This is a genomic window from Escherichia sp. E4702, from assembly GCF_963883545.1.
Lineage (GTDB): Bacteria > Pseudomonadota > Gammaproteobacteria > Enterobacterales > Enterobacteriaceae > Escherichia.
Window position 1 is genome coordinate 97,685 of sequence record NZ_CAWORF010000017.1, and the last position, 17,863, is coordinate 115,547.

The 17,863-nt window shown below is 51.5% G+C and carries 13 protein-coding genes and 1 pseudogene; 8 read left to right on the forward strand and 6 right to left on the reverse strand.

From position 1 onward, the window contains the following. Nucleotides 1–260 precede the first annotated feature (260 nt). Genes sapA through sapF form a run of 5 tightly spaced genes read left to right on the forward strand, consistent with a single transcriptional unit; the run spans nucleotide 261 to nucleotide 5,543 of the window. On the forward strand, nucleotides 261–1,904 hold the full coding sequence (gene sapA, locus AACU94_RS09830; RefSeq protein WP_130208811.1) for an ABC transporter substrate-binding protein SapA: 1,644 nt from the start codon (nucleotides 261–263) through the stop codon (nucleotides 1,902–1,904). Further along, on the forward strand, nucleotides 1,901–2,866 hold the full coding sequence (gene sapB / locus AACU94_RS09835; RefSeq protein WP_130258933.1) for a putrescine export ABC transporter permease SapB: 966 nt from the start codon (nucleotides 1,901–1,903) through the stop codon (nucleotides 2,864–2,866). Before sapA ends, sapB begins: the two co-directional genes overlap by 4 nt. Beyond that, entirely contained in the window at nucleotides 2,853–3,743 is an 891-nt protein-coding gene (gene sapC, locus AACU94_RS09840; RefSeq protein ID WP_130208813.1) for a peptide ABC transporter permease SapC, read from the forward strand. The genes sapB and sapC overlap by 14 nt, the downstream gene beginning before the upstream one ends. After that, nucleotides 3,743–4,735, forward strand: coding sequence for a peptide ABC transporter ATP-binding protein SapD (gene sapD, locus AACU94_RS09845; protein ID WP_130258932.1), 993 nt, complete (start codon nucleotides 3,743–3,745; stop codon nucleotides 4,733–4,735). Before sapC ends, sapD begins: the two co-directional genes overlap by 1 nt. Nucleotide 4,736: 1 nt before the next feature. Continuing rightward, nucleotides 4,737–5,543: a peptide ABC transporter ATP-binding protein SapF gene (sapF, locus tag AACU94_RS09850; protein WP_000573415.1), complete on the forward strand. Its 807-nt coding sequence runs from the start codon at nucleotides 4,737–4,739 to the stop codon at nucleotides 5,541–5,543. Nucleotides 5,544–5,595: 52 nt separating this feature from the next. Here sapF and AACU94_RS09855 read toward each other — a convergent pair whose 3' ends face one another. The 5 genes from AACU94_RS09855 to AACU94_RS09875 form a co-directional block, all read right to left on the reverse strand. Continuing rightward, nucleotides 5,596–6,759, reverse strand: a complete 1,164-nt coding sequence (locus AACU94_RS09855) for a multidrug effflux MFS transporter (protein ID WP_135489366.1) — start codon at nucleotides 6,757–6,759, stop codon at nucleotides 5,596–5,598. Nucleotides 6,760–6,767: 8 nt separating this feature from the next. Then, complete coding sequence (locus tag AACU94_RS09860) at nucleotides 6,768–8,141, reverse strand: efflux transporter outer membrane subunit (RefSeq protein ID WP_135489367.1); 1,374 nt, start codon at nucleotides 8,139–8,141, stop codon at nucleotides 6,768–6,770. Between the two features lie 3 nt (nucleotides 8,142–8,144). Then, on the reverse strand, nucleotides 8,145–11,252 hold the full coding sequence (locus AACU94_RS09865) for an efflux RND transporter permease subunit (RefSeq protein ID WP_167856186.1): 3,108 nt from the start codon (nucleotides 11,250–11,252) through the stop codon (nucleotides 8,145–8,147). Then, nucleotides 11,252–12,373, reverse strand: coding sequence for an efflux RND transporter periplasmic adaptor subunit (locus AACU94_RS09870; protein ID WP_135489368.1), 1,122 nt, complete (start codon nucleotides 12,371–12,373; stop codon nucleotides 11,252–11,254). The genes AACU94_RS09865 and AACU94_RS09870 overlap by 1 nt, the downstream gene beginning before the upstream one ends. Nucleotides 12,374–12,524: 151 nt before the next feature. After that, nucleotides 12,525–13,088, reverse strand: coding sequence for a TetR/AcrR family transcriptional regulator (locus AACU94_RS09875; protein WP_130208821.1), 564 nt, complete (start codon nucleotides 13,086–13,088; stop codon nucleotides 12,525–12,527). A gap of 513 nt (nucleotides 13,089–13,601) precedes the next feature. On the opposite strand from AACU94_RS09875, the pseudogene fabI reads away from it, so the two are divergent. From fabI to AACU94_RS09890, 3 genes and pseudogenes are all read left to right on the forward strand, one after another. Further along, nucleotides 13,602–14,389: pseudogene (fabI, locus tag AACU94_RS09880) on the forward strand (enoyl-ACP reductase FabI). A 143-nt stretch (nucleotides 14,390–14,532) separates the two neighbouring features. Then, nucleotides 14,533–15,660 carry a carboxymuconolactone decarboxylase family protein gene (locus tag AACU94_RS09885; RefSeq protein WP_135489369.1) on the forward strand — a complete coding sequence of 376 codons (1,128 nt, stop codon included), beginning with the start codon at nucleotides 14,533–14,535 and terminating at the stop codon, nucleotides 15,658–15,660. Between the two features lie 67 nt (nucleotides 15,661–15,727). Beyond that, nucleotides 15,728–17,662: an exoribonuclease II gene (locus AACU94_RS09890; RefSeq protein WP_135486190.1), complete on the forward strand. Its 1,935-nt coding sequence runs from the start codon at nucleotides 15,728–15,730 to the stop codon at nucleotides 17,660–17,662. A gap of 63 nt (nucleotides 17,663–17,725) precedes the next feature. On the opposite strand, the gene AACU94_RS09895 is transcribed toward AACU94_RS09890, so the two are convergent. Beyond that, complete coding sequence (locus tag AACU94_RS09895) at nucleotides 17,726–17,848, reverse strand: hypothetical protein (protein WP_130208829.1); 123 nt, start codon at nucleotides 17,846–17,848, stop codon at nucleotides 17,726–17,728. Between the last annotated feature and the right edge of the window lie 15 nt (nucleotides 17,849–17,863).

The following is a 17,863-nucleotide window of genomic DNA, read 5'->3' on the forward strand; positions in this document are numbered from 1 at the left end:
GGCGCATCCGGCTATAAATGACACGCACCGCAGCCTGCTTTAATGGGTTTCTCACGATCGTACCGCTCTGCTCCTCGCTAAGTTGTTCTGTGAGTTATAGTTATAGAGAAATCACGGGTACGAATGTTGAACAGATGGCGACGCTACCTGTTCAACGACCAACCACACGGCCCTCATTACGACCCCTGAACACAAACGGTAATGGCAAATGTCATTAAATATTAGTAAGATAGCCTCTTTACATAAAATCCCTTAATATTATGCGCCAGGTATTATCGTCTCTTTTGGTGATTGCTGGACTTGTGAGTGGTCAGGCAATAGCCGCGCCTGAATCCCCCCCGCATGCTGATATCCGCGACAGCGGTTTTGTCTATTGCGTCAGCGGGCAAGTCAACACCTTTAACCCATCCAAAGCGAGCAGTGGGTTAATTGTCGATACCCTTGCCGCCCAGTTTTATGATCGACTGCTGGATGTCGATCCGTATACCTATCGCCTGATGCCGGAACTTGCCGAAAGCTGGGAAGTGCTCGACAACGGCGCGACATATCGCTTCCACCTGCGTCGCGATGTCCCGTTTCAAAAAACCGCCTGGTTTACTCCCACTCGCAAAATGAATGCCGATGATGTGGTGTTTACCTTCCAACGGATTTTTGACCGCAATAACCCGTGGCATAACGTCAACGGCAGTAACTTCCCCTATTTCGACAGTCTGCAATTTGCCGATAACGTTAAAAGTGTCCGCAAGCTGGATAATCACACCGTTGAGTTCCGTCTCGCCCAGCCGGATGCATCCTTCTTATGGCACCTGGCGACCCACTATGCGTCGGTAATGTCTGCCGAATACGCCCAGAAATTAGAGAAAGAAGATCGCCAGGAACAACTCGACCGTCAACCGGTCGGTACCGGGCCCTATCAATTGTCGGAATACCGCGCCGGGCAATATATTCGCTTACAACGTCATGATGAGTTCTGGCGTGGCAAACCGTTGATGCCACAGGTGGTGGTGGATTTAGGCTCCGGCGGTACCGGACGATTGTCGAAACTCCTGACCGGTGAATGCGACGTTCTGGCCTGGCCTGCCGCCAGCCAGTTATCCATTTTGCGCGACGACCCGCGTTTGCGTTTAACGCTGCGCCCGGGGATGAACGTCGCCTATCTGGCATTTAACACCGCCAAACCGCCACTAAATAATCCAGCTGTCCGCCATGCGCTGGCACTGGCGATCAATAACCAGCGCCTGATGCAATCCATCTATTATGGTACGGCTGAAACTGCGGCCTCTATTTTACCGCGCGCCTCGTGGGCTTATGACAACGAGGCTAAAATTACTGAATACAACCCAGCAAAATCGCGCGAACAACTGAAAGCGTTGGGGCTGGAAAACTTAACGCTGAAACTGTGGGTACCGACACGATCGCAGGCATGGAACCCCAGTCCGCTGAAAACTGCCGAACTGATTCAAGCGGATATGGCGCAGGTTGGCGTGAAAGTGGTGATTGTGCCGGTAGAAGGTCGTTTTCAGGAGGCGCGATTGATGGATATGAGCCATGATCTGACGTTATCTGGTTGGGCGACGGACAGTAACGACCCGGACAGTTTCTTCCGTCCGTTACTGAGCTGCGCGGCTATTCACTCGCAAACCAACCTTGCCCACTGGTGCGATCCGAAATTCGACAGCGTGTTGCGTAATGCCCTCTCCTCGCAACAACTGGCGGCGCGTATTGAAGCCTATGATGAAGCGCAAAGCATTCTGGCGCAGGAACTGCCCATTCTGCCGCTGGCCTCATCACTGCGCTTGCAGGCCTACCGTTACGATATTAAAGGTCTGGTACTGAGCCCGTTCGGTAACGCCTCCTTCGCGGGGGTGTATCGCGAGAAGCAAGAAGAGGTGAAAAAACCATGATTATCTTCACCTTACGTCGTATTTTGTTATTAATCGTCACCTTGTTCCTGCTGACCTTTGTTGGCTTCAGTTTGAGCTATTTCACGCCACACGCGCCGTTACAAGGCGCGTCACTGTGGAATGCCTGGGTGTTCTGGTTTAATGGCCTGATCCACTGGGATTTTGGTGTTTCCAGCATTAACGGCCAGCCTATTGCCGAACAGTTAAAAGAAGTCTTTCCGGCAACGATGGAGTTGTGCATCCTCGCTTTCGGTTTTGCGCTGATTGTCGGGATCCCGGTGGGCATGATTGCCGGGATTACACGCCATAAGTGGCAGGATAACTTGATCAACGCCATCGCCTTGCTGGGCTTTTCCATCCCGGTGTTCTGGCTGGCGCTTCTGTTGACGCTGTTTTGTTCACTCACGCTAGGTTGGCTGCCCGTTTCAGGGCGTTTCGATCTGCTCTATGAAGTGAAACCGAATACCGGCTTTGCGTTAATTGATGCCTGGCTTTCGGACTCACCGTGGCGAGACGAAATGATCATGAGCGCACTTCGCCATATGGTGCTACCGGTGATCACCCTGTCGGTTGCGCCAACAACTGAAGTGATCCGATTGATGCGTATCAGCACCATCGAAGTCTATGACCAAAACTATGTGAAAGCGGCGGCGACTCGCGGTTTGTCGCGCTTTACTATTTTGCGTCGCCACGTGCTGCATAACGCGTTACCTCCGGTTATTCCTCGCCTGGGCTTGCAGTTTTCCACCATGCTGACGCTGGCGATGATCACCGAAATGGTTTTTAGCTGGCCGGGTTTAGGGCGCTGGTTAATTAACGCCATCCGCCAGCAGGATTACGCAGCCATTTCCGCCGGAGTGATGGTGTGCGGTTCATTGGTCATTATTATTAACGTGATATCTGATATTTTGGGTGCCATGGCTAACCCTCTGAAACATAAGGAATGGTATGCCTTACGATAGCGTATACAGCGAGAAGCGCCCGCCGGGCACGCTGCGTACTGCCTGGCGCAAATTCTATGGAGACGCCGCCGCGATGGTCGGCCTGTACGGCTGCGCGGGGCTGGCGGTGCTGTGTATTTTTGGTAGCTGGTTTGCGCCTTACGGCATCGACCAGCAATTTCTTGGTTATCAATTGTTGCCGCCGTCATGGTCACGCTATGGCGAAGTCTCGTTCTTCCTTGGGACCGACGACCTGGGACGCGACGTTTTAAGCCGTTTATTGAGTGGCGCAGCACCTACCGTCGGGGGCGCATTTGTGGTGACGCTCGCCGCGACGATTTGTGGTCTGGTACTTGGCACCTTCGCCGGGGCAACGCACGGTCTGCGCTCAGCGGTGCTTAACCATATTCTGGATACTTTGCTGGCGATTCCGTCCCTGCTGTTGGCGATTATCGTAGTAGCATTTGCCGGACCGAGTTTATCGCACGCCATGTTTGCCGTCTGGTTGGCACTGCTGCCGCGTATGGTACGTTCGATTTACAGCATGGTTCATGACGAACTGGAAAAAGAGTACGTTATCGCCGCCCGTCTGGATGGCGCAACGACGCTGAATATTCTCTGGTTTGCGGTAATGCCTAACATCACCGCCGGACTGGTCACCGAGATCACTCGCGCATTGTCGATGGCAATTCTCGATATCGCCGCGCTGGGCTTTCTTGACCTCGGCGCGCAACTCCCCTCGCCTGAATGGGGCGCGATGCTTGGTGACGCGCTGGAACTGATTTATGTCGCCCCGTGGACCGTAATGCTTCCTGGCGCGGCAATTATGATTAGCGTGTTGTTGGTTAACCTCCTTGGCGATGGCGTTCGTCGTGCGATTATTGCGGGGGTGGAATAATGCCATTATTGGATATTCGTAACCTGACCATTGAATTTAAAACCGGTGATGAGTGGGTTAAAGCCGTCGACCGCGTGAGTATGACCTTAACCGAAGGCGAGATTCGCGGTCTTGTTGGCGAATCCGGCTCCGGCAAAAGTTTGATTGCGAAAGCGATTTGTGGGGTGAATAAAGATAACTGGCGTGTTACCGCTGACCGAATGCGTTTTGATGATATCGATTTGCTGCGTCTCTCCGCACGCGAACGGCGCAAACTGGTTGGACACAACGTGTCGATGATCTTTCAGGAACCGCAATCGTGTCTTGACCCTTCAGAACGTGTGGGTCGCCAGTTGATGCAGAACATCCCGGCCTGGACCTATAAAGGCCGTTGGTGGCAGCGTTTTGGCTGGCGCAAACGTCGCGCCATTGAGTTGCTACACCGCGTGGGGATTAAAGATCATAAAGATGCGATGCGCAGTTTCCCGTACGAGTTGACCGAAGGTGAATGCCAGAAAGTGATGATTGCCATCGCACTGGCGAATCAACCGCGTCTGCTGATTGCCGACGAACCGACCAACTCGATGGAGCCAACAACACAGGCGCAAATTTTCCGCCTGTTGACGCGTCTCAACCAAAACAGCAACACCACTATTTTGCTTATCAGTCATGACTTACAAATGCTTAGCCAATGGGCGGATAAAATTAACGTGCTTTATTGTGGCCAGACAGTGGAATCCGCGCCAAGTAAGGAGCTGGTGACAATGCCGCATCATCCTTACACCCAGGCGCTGATACGCGCGATACCGGACTTTGGCAGTGCGATGCCGCATAAAAGCCGCCTCAATACCCTGCCGGGCGCAATCCCACTGCTGGAACAATTACCGATTGGTTGTCGTCTGGGACCGCGTTGCCCTTATGCACAACGAGAATGCATTGTGACGCCACGTTTGATGGGGGCGAAAAATCATCTCTATGCCTGTCATTTCCCGCTGAACATGGAGAAAGAGTGAGATGATAGAAACTCTGCTCGAAGTGCGTAATTTAAGCAAAACGTTCCGCTACAGGACCGGCTGGTTTCGCCGTCAGACAGTCGAAGCGGTAAAACCATTGAGCTTTACGCTGCGTGAACGCCAGACACTGGCGATTATTGGTGAGAACGGTTCCGGTAAATCGACGCTGGCAAAGATGCTGGCAGGAATGATTGAGCCAACCAGCGGCGAGTTATTGATTGACGATCATCCTCTGCATTTTGGCGATTATTCCTTCCGAAGCCAGCGTATTCGCATGATATTTCAGGATCCGTCGACTTCATTGAATCCACGTCAACGTATTTCGCAGATCCTTGATTTTCCACTGCGTTTGAACACAGACCTGGAACCGGAACAGCGCCGCAAACAGATTATTGAAACGATGCGTATGGTTGGGCTGCTACCGGATCACGTCAGTTACTATCCGCATATGTTGGCCCCCGGGCAAAAACAGCGTCTTGGTCTGGCGCGCGCGCTGATATTGCGCCCAAAAGTGATTATTGCCGATGAAGCCCTCGCCTCGCTGGATATGTCGATGCGCTCGCAGCTAATTAACCTGATGCTGGAGCTACAAGAGAAACAGGGTATTTCTTATATTTATGTTACCCAGCATATCGGAATGATGAAGCACATCAGCGACCAGGTGCTGGTCATGCATCAGGGAGAAGTTGTCGAACGCGGTAGCACTGCGGATGTGTTGGCATCGCCGCTGCACGAACTCACCAAACGGCTAATTTCCGGCCACTTTGGCGAAGCATTGACGGCGGATGCGTGGCGTAAAGATCGTTAGTATCCGGTACCTCATTCTGACAGGGGAAATCCCCGTCAGAATGAGGTATTCATTACTTTTGATTGTCGATTCTGGTGAAAGCAACCAGCAATGCCAGCGTATAACACACCGTAATTGCCAGGCTCATTTTTAACAGTGTTTCTCCGCCAAGCCCCGACAATGGCGCGGCTATACCGCCGAAGACAAACATGCTCATCCCCATCAACGCAGACGCCGTTCCAGATTCTTGCGTCCCTACTGCACTCATAGCCTCTGCCCCGCCAACAGTGCCGATGCCGCTACAAAATGCGATGGTGAAAAATAATGCCACCAGTGCCGGAATGGGCAATTGTATCCATGCGCATAAGACCGTGAGCAATGCACACAAAATTGCCGCTATCAGGCCACTTCTCAGCAATGTCATCGCGTTAATCCGTCGCGCCAGGCGCGAGAAGATCCATGAAGCGATGATAAGTCCGATGCCGTTAAGGCCAAATACCAGGCTAAATTGCATTGGACTAAAGCCAAATTCCTTCTGCAACACGAACGACGAAGAGCCGATGTACGCAAACAAGCCTGCCAGCATAAAACTTTGAATCAGGCAAAGGCGCATAAAACGGCGGTTCTGCACCACGCTTCGTCCGGTTAATAGCAATGATGAGCCCCTTTTATTTTCTGGCAATGTCTCATTGATAAATAACAGGCAGCCCAGCAACAGTACGGTGCTAATTTCAGCCATCACCCAGAATAAAGTGCGCCAGTCAAACGTGCTGACAATGTACCCGCCCAGCACTGGCGACAACACCGGTGCCAGGCCATTCACCGTCATTAACAGCGCAAAGAACTGGGTCAGCGTTACTCCCTGATATTTGTCACGAGCAATAGAACGAGAGAGCACCGAACCACCTGCCCCCGCGATCCCTTGAATAAAACGCCAGACCACCAGCCAGTAAATATTGTTCGTTGTCGCGCACAAAATGGAAGAAACAATAAATAATAGCAACGACAAGATTAACGGACGTTTACGCCCTATTTTGTCGCTCAGAGGGCCAAATAACAGTTGTCCGACGCCAAGACCGATCAGTGATGCAGTCAGCGTTAATTGCGTTATGGTCGTGGTTGCCGCCAGTTGCTCAGACATCTCCGGCAATGCCGGCAAATAAAGATCGGTACACATCGGGCCGATACCGGCTAAAAGACCAAGAATCAACGCCCATGAAAGAGAGACTCTAGCCATACTATTCCTTACTTGAGTGATGACATGCCGCCGCCCAGCGACTGCCAGATCGTGATCCGGTTCGTAAAATCAGTCAGTTGCAATGCCAGCAGCTCCTGCTGTGCGCTCCACAAGCTGCGCTGTGCCGTCAACACGGTCAGGTAATCACCAACACCCGCCTGATAACGACGCAGGCCAACATCGACCGTTTGTTGTTCAGCTTTAACATACTGACGCTGTGCATCCAGTTGCTCTTCAAGCGTGGTCCGCCGCGCCAGTGCGTTAGCAACATCTTTAAACGCGCTCTGAACTGTTTTTTCATAGGTGGCAATGAGCCCGCGCTTTTGTGCTTCTGCGTAACGAAGCTGCGCCAGATTACTACCGCCGGTGAACAGCGGTAATGTTACCGATGGCGCAAATGACCAGACCTGCATTCCGTGGCTGAACAGCGATGACAATGCGTCACTGCCAACACCAGCGCTGGCAGTCAGCGAAATCGTCGGGAAAAAGTTAGCCCGCGCGGCGCCAATATCGGCATTGGCGCTCTTCAGATTATGTTCTGCTTCCTGGATATCCGGGCGACGCAGCAGAACGTCAGATGACACTCCCGCAGGAACCAGGCTTATCATCTGTTCCGACAGACTTTCCAGTGTTCCCGGTAGCAGATTTTCCGCAAGCGTTGTACCTGCCAGTAAGTTCAGTGCATTTTTATCCTGCATCACTTGTGTCTGATAGCTGGCAACGCTGGCGCGCGCTTGCTGATAAACACTCATCGCCTCACTGACATCTGTCGCTGCCGCCGTGCCAACCTGTTGCTGGCGCTGGATAATTTTCAATGAGTTTTCTGCACTGGCCATCGTTTCTTTTGCCAGGGCCAGGTTGCTGTTATCGGCCGCCAGGGTCAGCCAGGCGGTGCTGATTTCAGCAATCAGCGTTAAACGGGTGTTCTGAGCTGTAAATTCACTGGCAAGCCAGGTTTCTCGCGCCGCCCGAGATAAACTCTGATTACGACCAAACAGATCTAACGTAAAACTGGACACCGTGCCGTCAGCCTCGGCAGTGGTTCCCGTACCATTCGCCAGCGAACGACTGCGTGTCGAACTTAAGGCCGCATTCACCGTCGGGAATAACGACGCATTAGTTTGCCCATAGAGCGCCCGTGCAGAGTCAATATCAGCAATCGCTTTTTGCACATCGCGGTTACTGTTCAGTGCAATGGTTACTACCTGCTGCAATCGGGGATCGTGGATCACCTGCTGCCAGCCATGGCTGATTGCCTTCCCCTGGCCCTGTGCTCCCGGCAAGGTCGCCGGGATTGGGGATTCAGGCGTGCTGTAGTGAGGATCGAGCGAGACACATCCCGCACTCAACAGCACCAGAAAAATAAGAGAACGACGCAACATAACTTACTCCTGACGGCGCGGTTTACTGGCAAACAAACGTTTCACCAGTACAAAAAACAGAGGAACGAAGAAAATAGCCAGCAACGTAGCGGTCAGCGTACCGCCAATAATGCCCGTACCAATGGCGATACGGCTGTTCGCACCTGCGCCGGTCGCCATCGCCAGCGGCATTACCCCCGCAATAAACGCCAGCGAGGTCATGATGATTGGGCGTAAACGAGTCTGCGCCGCGCGTAATGCCGCCCGACTCAGGGAATGGCCCTCAGCAACTGCCGCTTCAGCAAATTCCACAATCAGAATGGCGTTTTTCGACGACAAGCCGATAGTGGTTAATAGCGCCACCTGGAAGTAAACATCGTTGTTTAAATCACGCATCCAGGCCGCCAGCGCAGCGCCAAGAAGCCCCAGAGGGATCACCAGAATGACCGAGAACGGGACTGACCAGCTTTCGTACAGGGCTGCAAGACAGAGGAAAACCACCAGAATAGAGACTGCGTACAGACTTAATGCCTGACCACTGGCCAATTTCTCCTGCAATGACAAACCACTCCAGGCCCAGGTCGTTCCCGCAGGAAGACTGTTTGCCAGAGCTTCCATTTTTGCCATCGCGTCGCCAGAACTAAAACCACTCGCGTTTTCGCCCTGAATTTCATAAGCCGCAGAACCGTTGTAGCGAACTAGTTTTTCCGGGCCATAGATCCAACGTGTAGTGGCAAAAGCAGAGAACGGCGTCATGGCGTTATCGCTACCGCGCACAAACCATTTCCCTAAATCTGACGGCGCGGAACGAAATTCACTGTCGCCCTGAATGTAAACTTTCTTCACACGACCACGGTCAATAAAGTCATTCACATAAGTACCGCCCCACGCGCTTGCCAGCGTGTCGGTGACATCACTTAAGCTCAACCCCAGCGATACGGCTTTATTGTTATCGATATCTACCTGCAATTGCGGCATTTGCGGCAGGTCATTGGCACGTACAGAAATCAGCTCAGGGCTTTGATTAGCCTGCTCAATCAACTGATTACGCATTTTAAGCAAGGTTTCGCGGTCAGTCGCACCACTTGCCATTAATTCAAACGTAAAGCCATTGCTATGCCCCAGACCATCAACTGCAGGCGGCGTCATCGCAAATACCGTTGCATCACGAATTGCCCCCAACTCTTTGGTTGCCCGTAAGGCGATAGCCTGGGCGGTATTTTCTGCCCCTTTACGTTGTGACCAGTTTTTCAACGAGACAAACGCCATCCCGGTATTCTGTCCGCTGCCGCTAAAACTGAAACCATCAACGGTAAAGATGACATCGGTATTTGCTTTCTCGTTAATCAGGAACCAGTCAACAATCTGGCGATTCACTTCTGCTGTACGAGCTGCGGTCGCCCCAGCTGGCAACGTGTACTGCACCATGATTTCGCCCTGGTCTTCAGTGGGTAAGAAACTGCCCGGCAGTTTCCACATCATCAGGGCCATTCCACCACCCAGCACGACATAAACACCCATTGTTCGGGCAGCACGGCGCAGGACATAAATTACGCCTCGCTGATATTTATCCTCAGTACGGCGGTAAAAGCGGTTAAATGCGCCGAAAAAGCCTTTTTTATGCGGCGGAACATGCTGGAGGACGGAACCGCACAGCGCGGGAGTCAAGGTCAATGCTACCACCACGGAAAGCAGCATTGCGGAGATAATGGTTATCGAAAACTGACGATAAATTACTCCCGTAGATCCCCCAAAGAAGGCCATCGGCAGGAATACGGCTGACAACACCAGCGCAATGGCAACCAGTGCGCCAGAAATCTCGCCCATTGATTTTTCCGTGGCTTCACGCGCGGGCAACCCTTCGTCACGCATAATGCGTTCGACGTTCTCCACTACCACAATGGCATCGTCCACCAGCAAGCCGATCGCCAGCACCATTGCAAACAACGTCAGGGTATTAATCGAATAGCCAAACAACGCAAGAACGCCGAATGTGCCCAGCAAAACGACGGGGACAGCTAACGCCGGAATCAGTGTGGCACGCAGGTTTTGCAGGAATAAATACATCACGCAAACCACCAGTACGATGGCTTCAAACAGCGTCTGAATTACGTCCTCTACGGAGATTTTAATAAATTCAGTGCTGTCTTTCGGGTATGCGATGTCGTATCCCTGCGGCATGTTCCGCTGGAATTCGGCAATCTTATCCTTGACCAGCGTCGCCGTATTCAGCGCATTCGCACCGGGCGAAAGCATTACAGCAACCCCGGCAGACGGGTGACCGTTAAGTTTGCCGATAGCGGTATAATCTTCACTGCCCATCTCAACGCGAGCCACATCTTTTATACGAACAACTGCGCCGTCTGACTGGCTTTTCACGATAATATTTTTGAACTGATCCACCGTCTGCAAACGAGACTGCGCACGTACCGTTGCGGTCAGTTGCTGAGTATCCGGTGAAGGCAATGCCCCTATTTTCCCGGCAGTAACCTGCACGTTTTGCGCTTCAATAGCACTTTGCACGTCTGAAGGCATCAGCGAGTAAGACGCCAGTTTGGCCGGGTCGAGCCAGATGCGCATAGCGTATTCCGCGCCAAAGACTTGCAGACTCCCCACACCTTCAACACGCGCCAGGGGGTCCTGAAGATTACTCACCAGCCAGTCAGCAATATCGGAACTGGTCGATTTATCGGTAGTGTCATACACGGCAGCAATCAGCAAAAAGTTGCTTTGTGATTTTTCCACTGTGACGCCAGTTTGCTGCACTTCACTCGGTAAGCGCGACTCCGCCTGCTGAATTTTATTCTGCACCTGAACCTGTGCAGTGTCGGGATCGGTACCTTGTTCAAAGGTCACATTAATACTGACCGAACCATCAGAGCTGCTGGTTGAGCTGAAATAGAGCAAATTATCCAGCCCGGTGAGTTGCTGTTCGATAACCTGGGTCACGCTGTTCTCCAGCGTTTCGGCTGAAGCACCGGTATAAGTGGCTGATATTTTAATGGTCGGCGGCGCAACGTCAGGATATTGCGCGACGGGTAATGTGCGAATGGCCAGAATACCCGCCAACATAATCAAAATGGCGATAACCCAGGCAAAGACCGGACGGCGAACAAAAAAGCGCGAAAACATCAGGCGTTGCCTCCATTAGCCTGAACTTCAACAGCCTTGACGGTCTGCCCTGAAGTGACTTTGGCGGAACCTTCAACAATCAGTCGGTCGCCGTTATGCAGGCCGTTCAGCACCAACCATTTATCACCATACGTTTCTCCCGTTTCGAGCGTTCGCTGCTCTACTTTATTGTCTTTATTTACCACCAGCGCAGTTGCATTGCCTTTAGCATCGCGCGTGACGCCCTGTTGAGGCGCGAGAATAGCGTCTTCCATCACGCCTTCATCGACACGAGCGCGAACAAACATGCCTGGTAATAATTGTTGTTGTGGATTGGGGAAAATCGCCCGTAATGTCACCGAGCCGGTAGACTCATCCACAGCGACTTCGGTGAGTTCCAGACGCCCTTTTTCGCTGTAGGTTGTGCCATCTTCCAGAATAAGTGAGACGCTCATGGTGTCACTGTTGGTCGCCAGTGACTGTTTGCGCAGACGTAATAAATCGGCACTGGAGCGAGTGAGGTCGACATACATTGTATCCAGACCACGAATAGTCGTTAACGCTGTATCCTGCGACGCGGTCACCAGTGCGCCAGGGGTCACCGACGAAATGCCAATACGCCCCGAAATCGGCGCGGTTACCGTGGTCCAGTCAAGATTAATGCGCGCGGTTTCCAGTGCGGCTTTTTTCGCTTCAACACTGGCTTTATCTTGTGCGCAGGTAGACTGAGCATCATCAGCATCCTGTTGTGACACACCGTTATCTTTCACCAGTCGGGCATAACGCTGCGCTTTCTGGCAATCGGCTTTTACCAGTGCCTGTGCCTGTTGTAATGCTGCCCGGGCTTCATTCCATGCCGCCCGATAACTGGCCGCATCAATTTGGTACAATGGTTGTCCGGCCTTAACTAAATCGCCTTCAGTAAATAGGCGTTTCTGGATAATTCCCCCAACCTGCGGACGTACTTCAGCACTGAGTGCCGCACTGGTGCGTCCGGTTAATTCACTGACTACCGAAACCGGTTGAGATTTGAGCGTAACAACGCCCACTTCTGTTTCCGACGGGGATGAATTGTTATTTTGCGTATTATCACAACCAGATAAGAGTAGCATTGCCACTACAGACGTTGCTATATACTTCATTATTTTCTCCAGGGTGAACAATACCCTCCCCATTAAAATTAATGAGGATATGTCAGGGATATTCAGATATAACGAACCCGCATCGCGAAATGAATTTCGCAATGAAATAAGGGGGATTAATATCCCCCACTATCGGTTAATTCTTTTCTTATTAATTTATCAACATACTGACAATGTCCTGATATATTTTTTGCAGACGTTGGGGATCGCTTTTTTGCGGTGTTAAGCGACGATAAACCGTACCTTCCATCATGGTGGCAAGCACTTCAACGCAGCAACGAATGTGCTCATCGCTAAGATGGGGATGCATTCTTTTCATATGTGCACAACCGTTAGCGAACATTCTGGCGTCAGCTTCCTCGAGCATCGCCATCACCCGTGGGTTGCGTGTGGCTTCTGCAGCCACTTCCAGCATCAACGCGTCGTCGTCCTCATTTAAGGATTTCCGCAAAGCAAGAACTTCCGGGAAGTGATCGGTACGCGCGTCAATGTCCATCTGGGCAATACGAAAGTCGATGATACGGCGAACCATCTCTTCAATAATGGCGTCTTTATTGGCGAAGTAACGATATATCTGACCCACGCTAAGCTGAGCTTCGCTGGCAATTTGCGACATACTGGCGGCGTGAAACCCGCAGCGACGAAAACACCGACGGGCGGCGTTAATGATTTCATCCTGACGCTGTTTGTGACGTATCTCCAGCTTGCTGGTCATTTCTGTCTCCTGTCCTTTCACTTAGTGAGAACGATCATTCTCATTTTTGCCAATTATACATTTCTCCAAAGTGAGGGAAAGTATTTTTATCTTATTCATGGTGTATATTCTGATAATGAAGAGATTGTGGAGATTCTGTGAAGATAGTTGACAATATTAAATTGGGGCTATTTGTCAGAGATAAGACAGCGACTGATTGGCGCCAGATTATTAATCGCCGATGACACAACAAACGCCGGACCTGATAAATCCGCGTCTGTTTTATCATCAAACTTACCGGAAGTAATACGAATAGTTTTAAAGCCAGACGCTATAAGATATTTCCACAATCGGCCCCTTGCAGGCGTCGCAAAATGCTCTGGACTGCTGATTCTCTCCGGTACAGAAAGCGCAACTATAGCCACCCACAGCCAGGTTGATTATAATAACCGTTTATCTGTTCGTACTGTTTACTAAAACGACGAATCGCCTGATTTTCAGGCACAACAAGCATCAACAATAAGGATTAAAGCTATGGGTTTTCTTTCCGGTAAGCGCATTCTGGTAACCGGTGTTGCCAGCAAACTGTCCATCGCCTACGGTATCGCTCAGGCGATGCACCGCGAAGGAGCTGAACTGGCATTCACCTACCAGAACGACAAACTGAAAGGCCGCGTAGAAGAATTTGCCGCTCAATTAGGTTCTGACATCGTTCTGCAGTGCGATGTTGCCGAAGATGCCAGCATCGACACCATGTTCGCTGAACTGGGTAAAGTTTGGCCGAAATTTGACGGTTTCGTACACTCTATTGGTTTTGCACCTGGCGATCAGCTGGATGGCGACTATGTTAACGCCGTAACGCGTGAAGCTTCAAAATTGCCCACGACATTAGCTCCTACAGCTTCGTTGCAATGGCAAAAGCTTGCCGCTCCATGCTGAATCCGGGCTCTGCTCTGCTGACCCTTTCCTACCTGGGCGCTGAGCGCGCTATCCCGAACTACAACGTTATGGGTCTGGCAAAAGCATCTCTGGAAGCTAACGTGCGCTATATGGCTAACGCGATGGGGCCGGAAGGTGTGCGTGTTAACGCCATTTCCGCAGGTCCGATCCGTACGCTGGCCGCTTCCGGCATCAAAGACTTCCGTAAAATGCTGGCACACTGCGAAGCCGTTACGCCGATTCGTCGTACCGTTACCATCGAAGATGTGGGTAACTCCGCAGCGTTCCTGTGCTCCGATCTCTCTGCCGGTATCTCCGGTGAAGTGGTCCACGTTGACGGCGGTTTCAGCATCGCTGCAATGAACGAACTGGAACTGAAATAATCGTTCTGTTGGTCAAGATGGGCGGCGTTCTGCCGCCCATTTTCTCTGTTATACCTTTCTGATATTTGTTATCGCCGATCCGTCTTTCTCCCCTTCCCGCCTTGCGTCAGGATAACGATTTCCGTTATGACCAAGGAGCGCCCATGGAACAACGCCATAGTTCAGGCAAAAGCCACTGGTATCATGAAATCCAATCCAGCACTTCAGAGCATAACGTTCTGCCACTTGTACCCGAAGCCGCAAAGGTCAACGACCCTTTTTTGCTCGACGTGATTCTTGAGGAACAAACGCTGGCCCCCTTTCAGTCATGGCTGGCACCCGCACGTGCACTCGCCGGAGCGTTGTTCCCGGATCAGCTGGCCGTGACCCGCTTGCAGACATTCACCGCTTATGAACGCCTGTCTACAGCCCTGACGGTTGCTCAGGTCTGCGGCGTCCAGCGGTTGTGCAACTACTATTCCGCGCGCCTGACACCACTTCCCGGACCGGATCCCTCCAGGGAAAGTAATCATCGGCTGGCGCAAATCACACAATATGCCCGCCAACTGGCCTTCTCTCCATCTATTATCGACGGTCGGTCCCGTGAGCATCTTAAAGATGTCGGCCTTACCGCCTGGGATTGTGTGTTCATTAACCAAATTATTGGCTTTGTCGGTTTTCAGGCGCGAGTGATTGCCACATTGCAGGCTTATCTCGAGCAACCCGTTCGTTGGCTACCCGGTCTGGAGATGCAAAACTACGCCGATGCCTCACTGTTTGCGAATGAATCAACTCGCTGGCGTACCTGCTACGCCGTAGAAAAATTACCTGAAGATGCAGTGAATAGTTCGTCGGTTGAACTCAGCCAACTGACCGAAATACTCAATCTTCACCCCGCTCTACTTTCACGCCTTGAGGAGCTATTCGCCAGCACATTGGTTAGCGCCGAAACCAACCATCAACTTGCGACGTTGTTAACCGCGCGGATTAATGGCAGCGCCGCTTGCTTCGCTAGCCAAACATATTCAACAGCAGAATATAAAGAAGCAATCCTCATTCTACGTCAGGGTGAAAATGAAATTAATCGGTGGGCTGATAGCCATTGTGTTGAGCGCGCTACCGTTCAGGCGATACAATGGCTGACCCGAGCACCCGATCGCTTTAGCGCCGCCCAGTTCAGCCCATTACTCGAACACGAAATATCATCAACGCAGGTTATTAATTTGTTGGTATGGAGCGGGCTTTGTGGCTGGATCAATCGCTTAAAAATCGCGTTGGGTGAAACATATTAACCTTGCTGCGTCAGACAGAATCGCGTAAAACTGTCAGCCGCTCTAATGGCCACCAAAATAGACAATTATGTTTCAGGACAACCCGCTGCTAGCGCAGCTTAAACAGCAACTGCATTCCCAGACGCCCCGCGCTGAAGGGGTGGTAAAAGCCACTGAAAAAGGCTTTGGCTTCCTGGAAGTCGATGCACAGAAAAGTTATTTCATTCCGCCGCCGCAAATGAAAAAAGTGATGCATGGCGACAGAATTATCGCAGTCATCCACAGCGAAAAAGATCGTGAATCTGCCGAACCAGAAGAACTGGTTGAACCTTTTCTAACCCGCTTCGTGGGTAAAGTTCAGGGCAAGAATGACCGTCTGGCCATTGTCCCTGATCATCCATTATTGAAAGATGCCATTCCTTGCCGCGCAGCCCGTGGCCTGACACATGAATTCAAAGAAGGCGACTGGGCAGTTGCCGAAATGCGCCGTCATCCATTGAAAGGCGATCGTTCTTTCTATGCAGAACTCACGCAGTACATCACTTTTGGCGACGATCACTTCGTGCCGTGGTGGGTAACTCTGGCGCGTCATAACCTGGAAAAAGAAGCGCCGAACGGCGTTGCTACTGAAATGCTCGACGAAGGTCTGGTGCGCGAAGATCTGACTGCACTGGATTTTGTCACCATCGATAGCGCCAGCACGGAAGATATGGATGACGCCCTCTTCGCGAAGGCGCTCCCGGATGACAAACTGCAACTGATCGTGGCGATTGCCGATCCAACCGCGTGGATTGCAGAAGGTAGTAAACTGGACAAAGCGGCAAAAGTTCGTGCATTCACCAACTATCTGCCAGGTTTCAACATCCCAATGCTGCCGCGTGAGCTTTCCGACGATCTCTGCTCACTGCGCGCCAATGAAGTTCGCCCGGTACTGGCGTGTCGGATGACGCTCTCCGCAGATGGCACCATTGAAGACAATATCGAGTTCTTTGCCGCAACCATCGAGTCCAAAGCGAAACTGGTTTATGACCAGGTTTCCGACTGGCTGGAAAACACCGGCGACTGGCAGCCAGAAAATGAGGCCATTGCCGAACAAATTCGCCTCCTGGCGCAAATTTGTCAGCGTCGCGGTGAGTGGCGCCATAACCATGCACTGGTGTTTAAAGATCGCCCGGATTACCGTTTTATTCTCGGTGAAAAAGGTGAAGTGCTGGATATCGTCGCCGAGCCTCGTCGCATTGCCAACCGTATTGTCGAAGAAGCGATGATCGCCGCTAACATTTGTGCGGCCCGCGTACTGCGCGATAAGCTCGGTTTTGGCATCTATAACGTGCATATGGGCTTTGATCCGGCAAATGCTGAAGCGCTGGCAGCATTGCTAAAAACGCACGGTCTGCATGTCGATGCTGAAGAAGTGCTCACGCTGGATGGTTTCTGCAAACTGCGTCGCGAACTGGATGCGCAACCGACCGGTTTCCTCGACAGCCGTATTCGTCGTTTCCAGTCCTTTGCCGAAATCAGCATTGAACCAGGCCCTCATTTTGGCCTCGGCCTGGAAGCGTATGCCACCTGGACCTCACCGATCCGTAAATATGGCGATATGATCAACCATCGTCTGCTAAAAGCGATCATTAAAGGCGAAACAGCGACGCGTCCGCAGGATGAAATCACCGTCCAAATGGCAGAGCGTCGTCGTCTCAACCGGATGGCGGAACGTGATGTCGGTGATTGGTTATACGCACGCTTCCTGAAAGACAAAGCCGGGACCGACACCCGTTTTGCGGCGGAAATTGTCGATATCAGCCGTGGCGGCATGCGTGTGCGTCTGGTTGATAACGGCGCTATCGCTTTTATTCCTGCGCCTTTCTTACACGCTGTGCGTGATGAACTGGTTTGCAGTCAGGAAAATGGCACCGTGCAAATTAAAGGTGAAACGGTTTACAAGGTAACCGATGTTATCGACGTCACTATTGCCGAAGTTCGTATGGAAACTCGCAGCATTATTGCTCGTCCGGTAGCGTAATATTCTTTTGCGGCCCATTCATTACGGATGGGCCGTTTACTTGACTCGTCTCCGCATTCATTTTTATCCCCCCAGATTTTTTTCACAGACTTTCGTTTGTAAACTGGCGTTTTTCCAAAACTGGATTACAAATAAATATATAAATAAAACAATACGTTTAGCCGTCGCTAATTTTATGTAATTCATGTTGGACCTTTCTTT

Bases quoted from the DNA above. Each gene is read 5' to 3' on its own strand.
- sapA (WP_130208811.1), top strand. From the start codon at position 261: ATGCGCCAGGTATTATCGTCTCTTTTGGTGATTGCTGGACTTGTGAGT.
- sapB (WP_130258933.1), top strand. From the start codon at position 1,901: ATGATTATCTTCACCTTACGTCGTATTTTGTTATTAATCGTCACCTTG.
- sapC (WP_130208813.1), top strand. From the start codon at position 2,853: ATGCCTTACGATAGCGTATACAGCGAGAAGCGCCCGCCGGGCACGCTG.
- sapD (WP_130258932.1), top strand. From the start codon at position 3,743: ATGCCATTATTGGATATTCGTAACCTGACCATTGAATTTAAAACCGGT.
- sapF (WP_000573415.1), top strand. From the start codon at position 4,737: ATGATAGAAACTCTGCTCGAAGTGCGTAATTTAAGCAAAACGTTCCGC.
- AACU94_RS09855 (WP_135489366.1), bottom strand. From the start codon at position 6,759: ATGGCTAGAGTCTCTCTTTCATGGGCGTTGATTCTTGGTCTTTTAGCC.
- AACU94_RS09860 (WP_135489367.1), bottom strand. From the start codon at position 8,141: ATGTTGCGTCGTTCTCTTATTTTTCTGGTGCTGTTGAGTGCGGGATGT.
- AACU94_RS09865 (WP_167856186.1), bottom strand. From the start codon at position 11,252: ATGTTTTCGCGCTTTTTTGTTCGCCGTCCGGTCTTTGCCTGGGTTATC.
- AACU94_RS09870 (WP_135489368.1), bottom strand. From the start codon at position 12,373: ATGAAGTATATAGCAACGTCTGTAGTGGCAATGCTACTCTTATCTGGT.
- AACU94_RS09875 (WP_130208821.1), bottom strand. From the start codon at position 13,088: ATGACCAGCAAGCTGGAGATACGTCACAAACAGCGTCAGGATGAAATC.
- AACU94_RS09885 (WP_135489369.1), top strand. From the start codon at position 14,533: ATGGAACAACGCCATAGTTCAGGCAAAAGCCACTGGTATCATGAAATC.
- AACU94_RS09890 (WP_135486190.1), top strand. From the start codon at position 15,728: ATGTTTCAGGACAACCCGCTGCTAGCGCAGCTTAAACAGCAACTGCAT.
- AACU94_RS09895 (WP_130208829.1), bottom strand. From the start codon at position 17,848: ATGAATTACATAAAATTAGCGACGGCTAAACGTATTGTTTTATTTATA.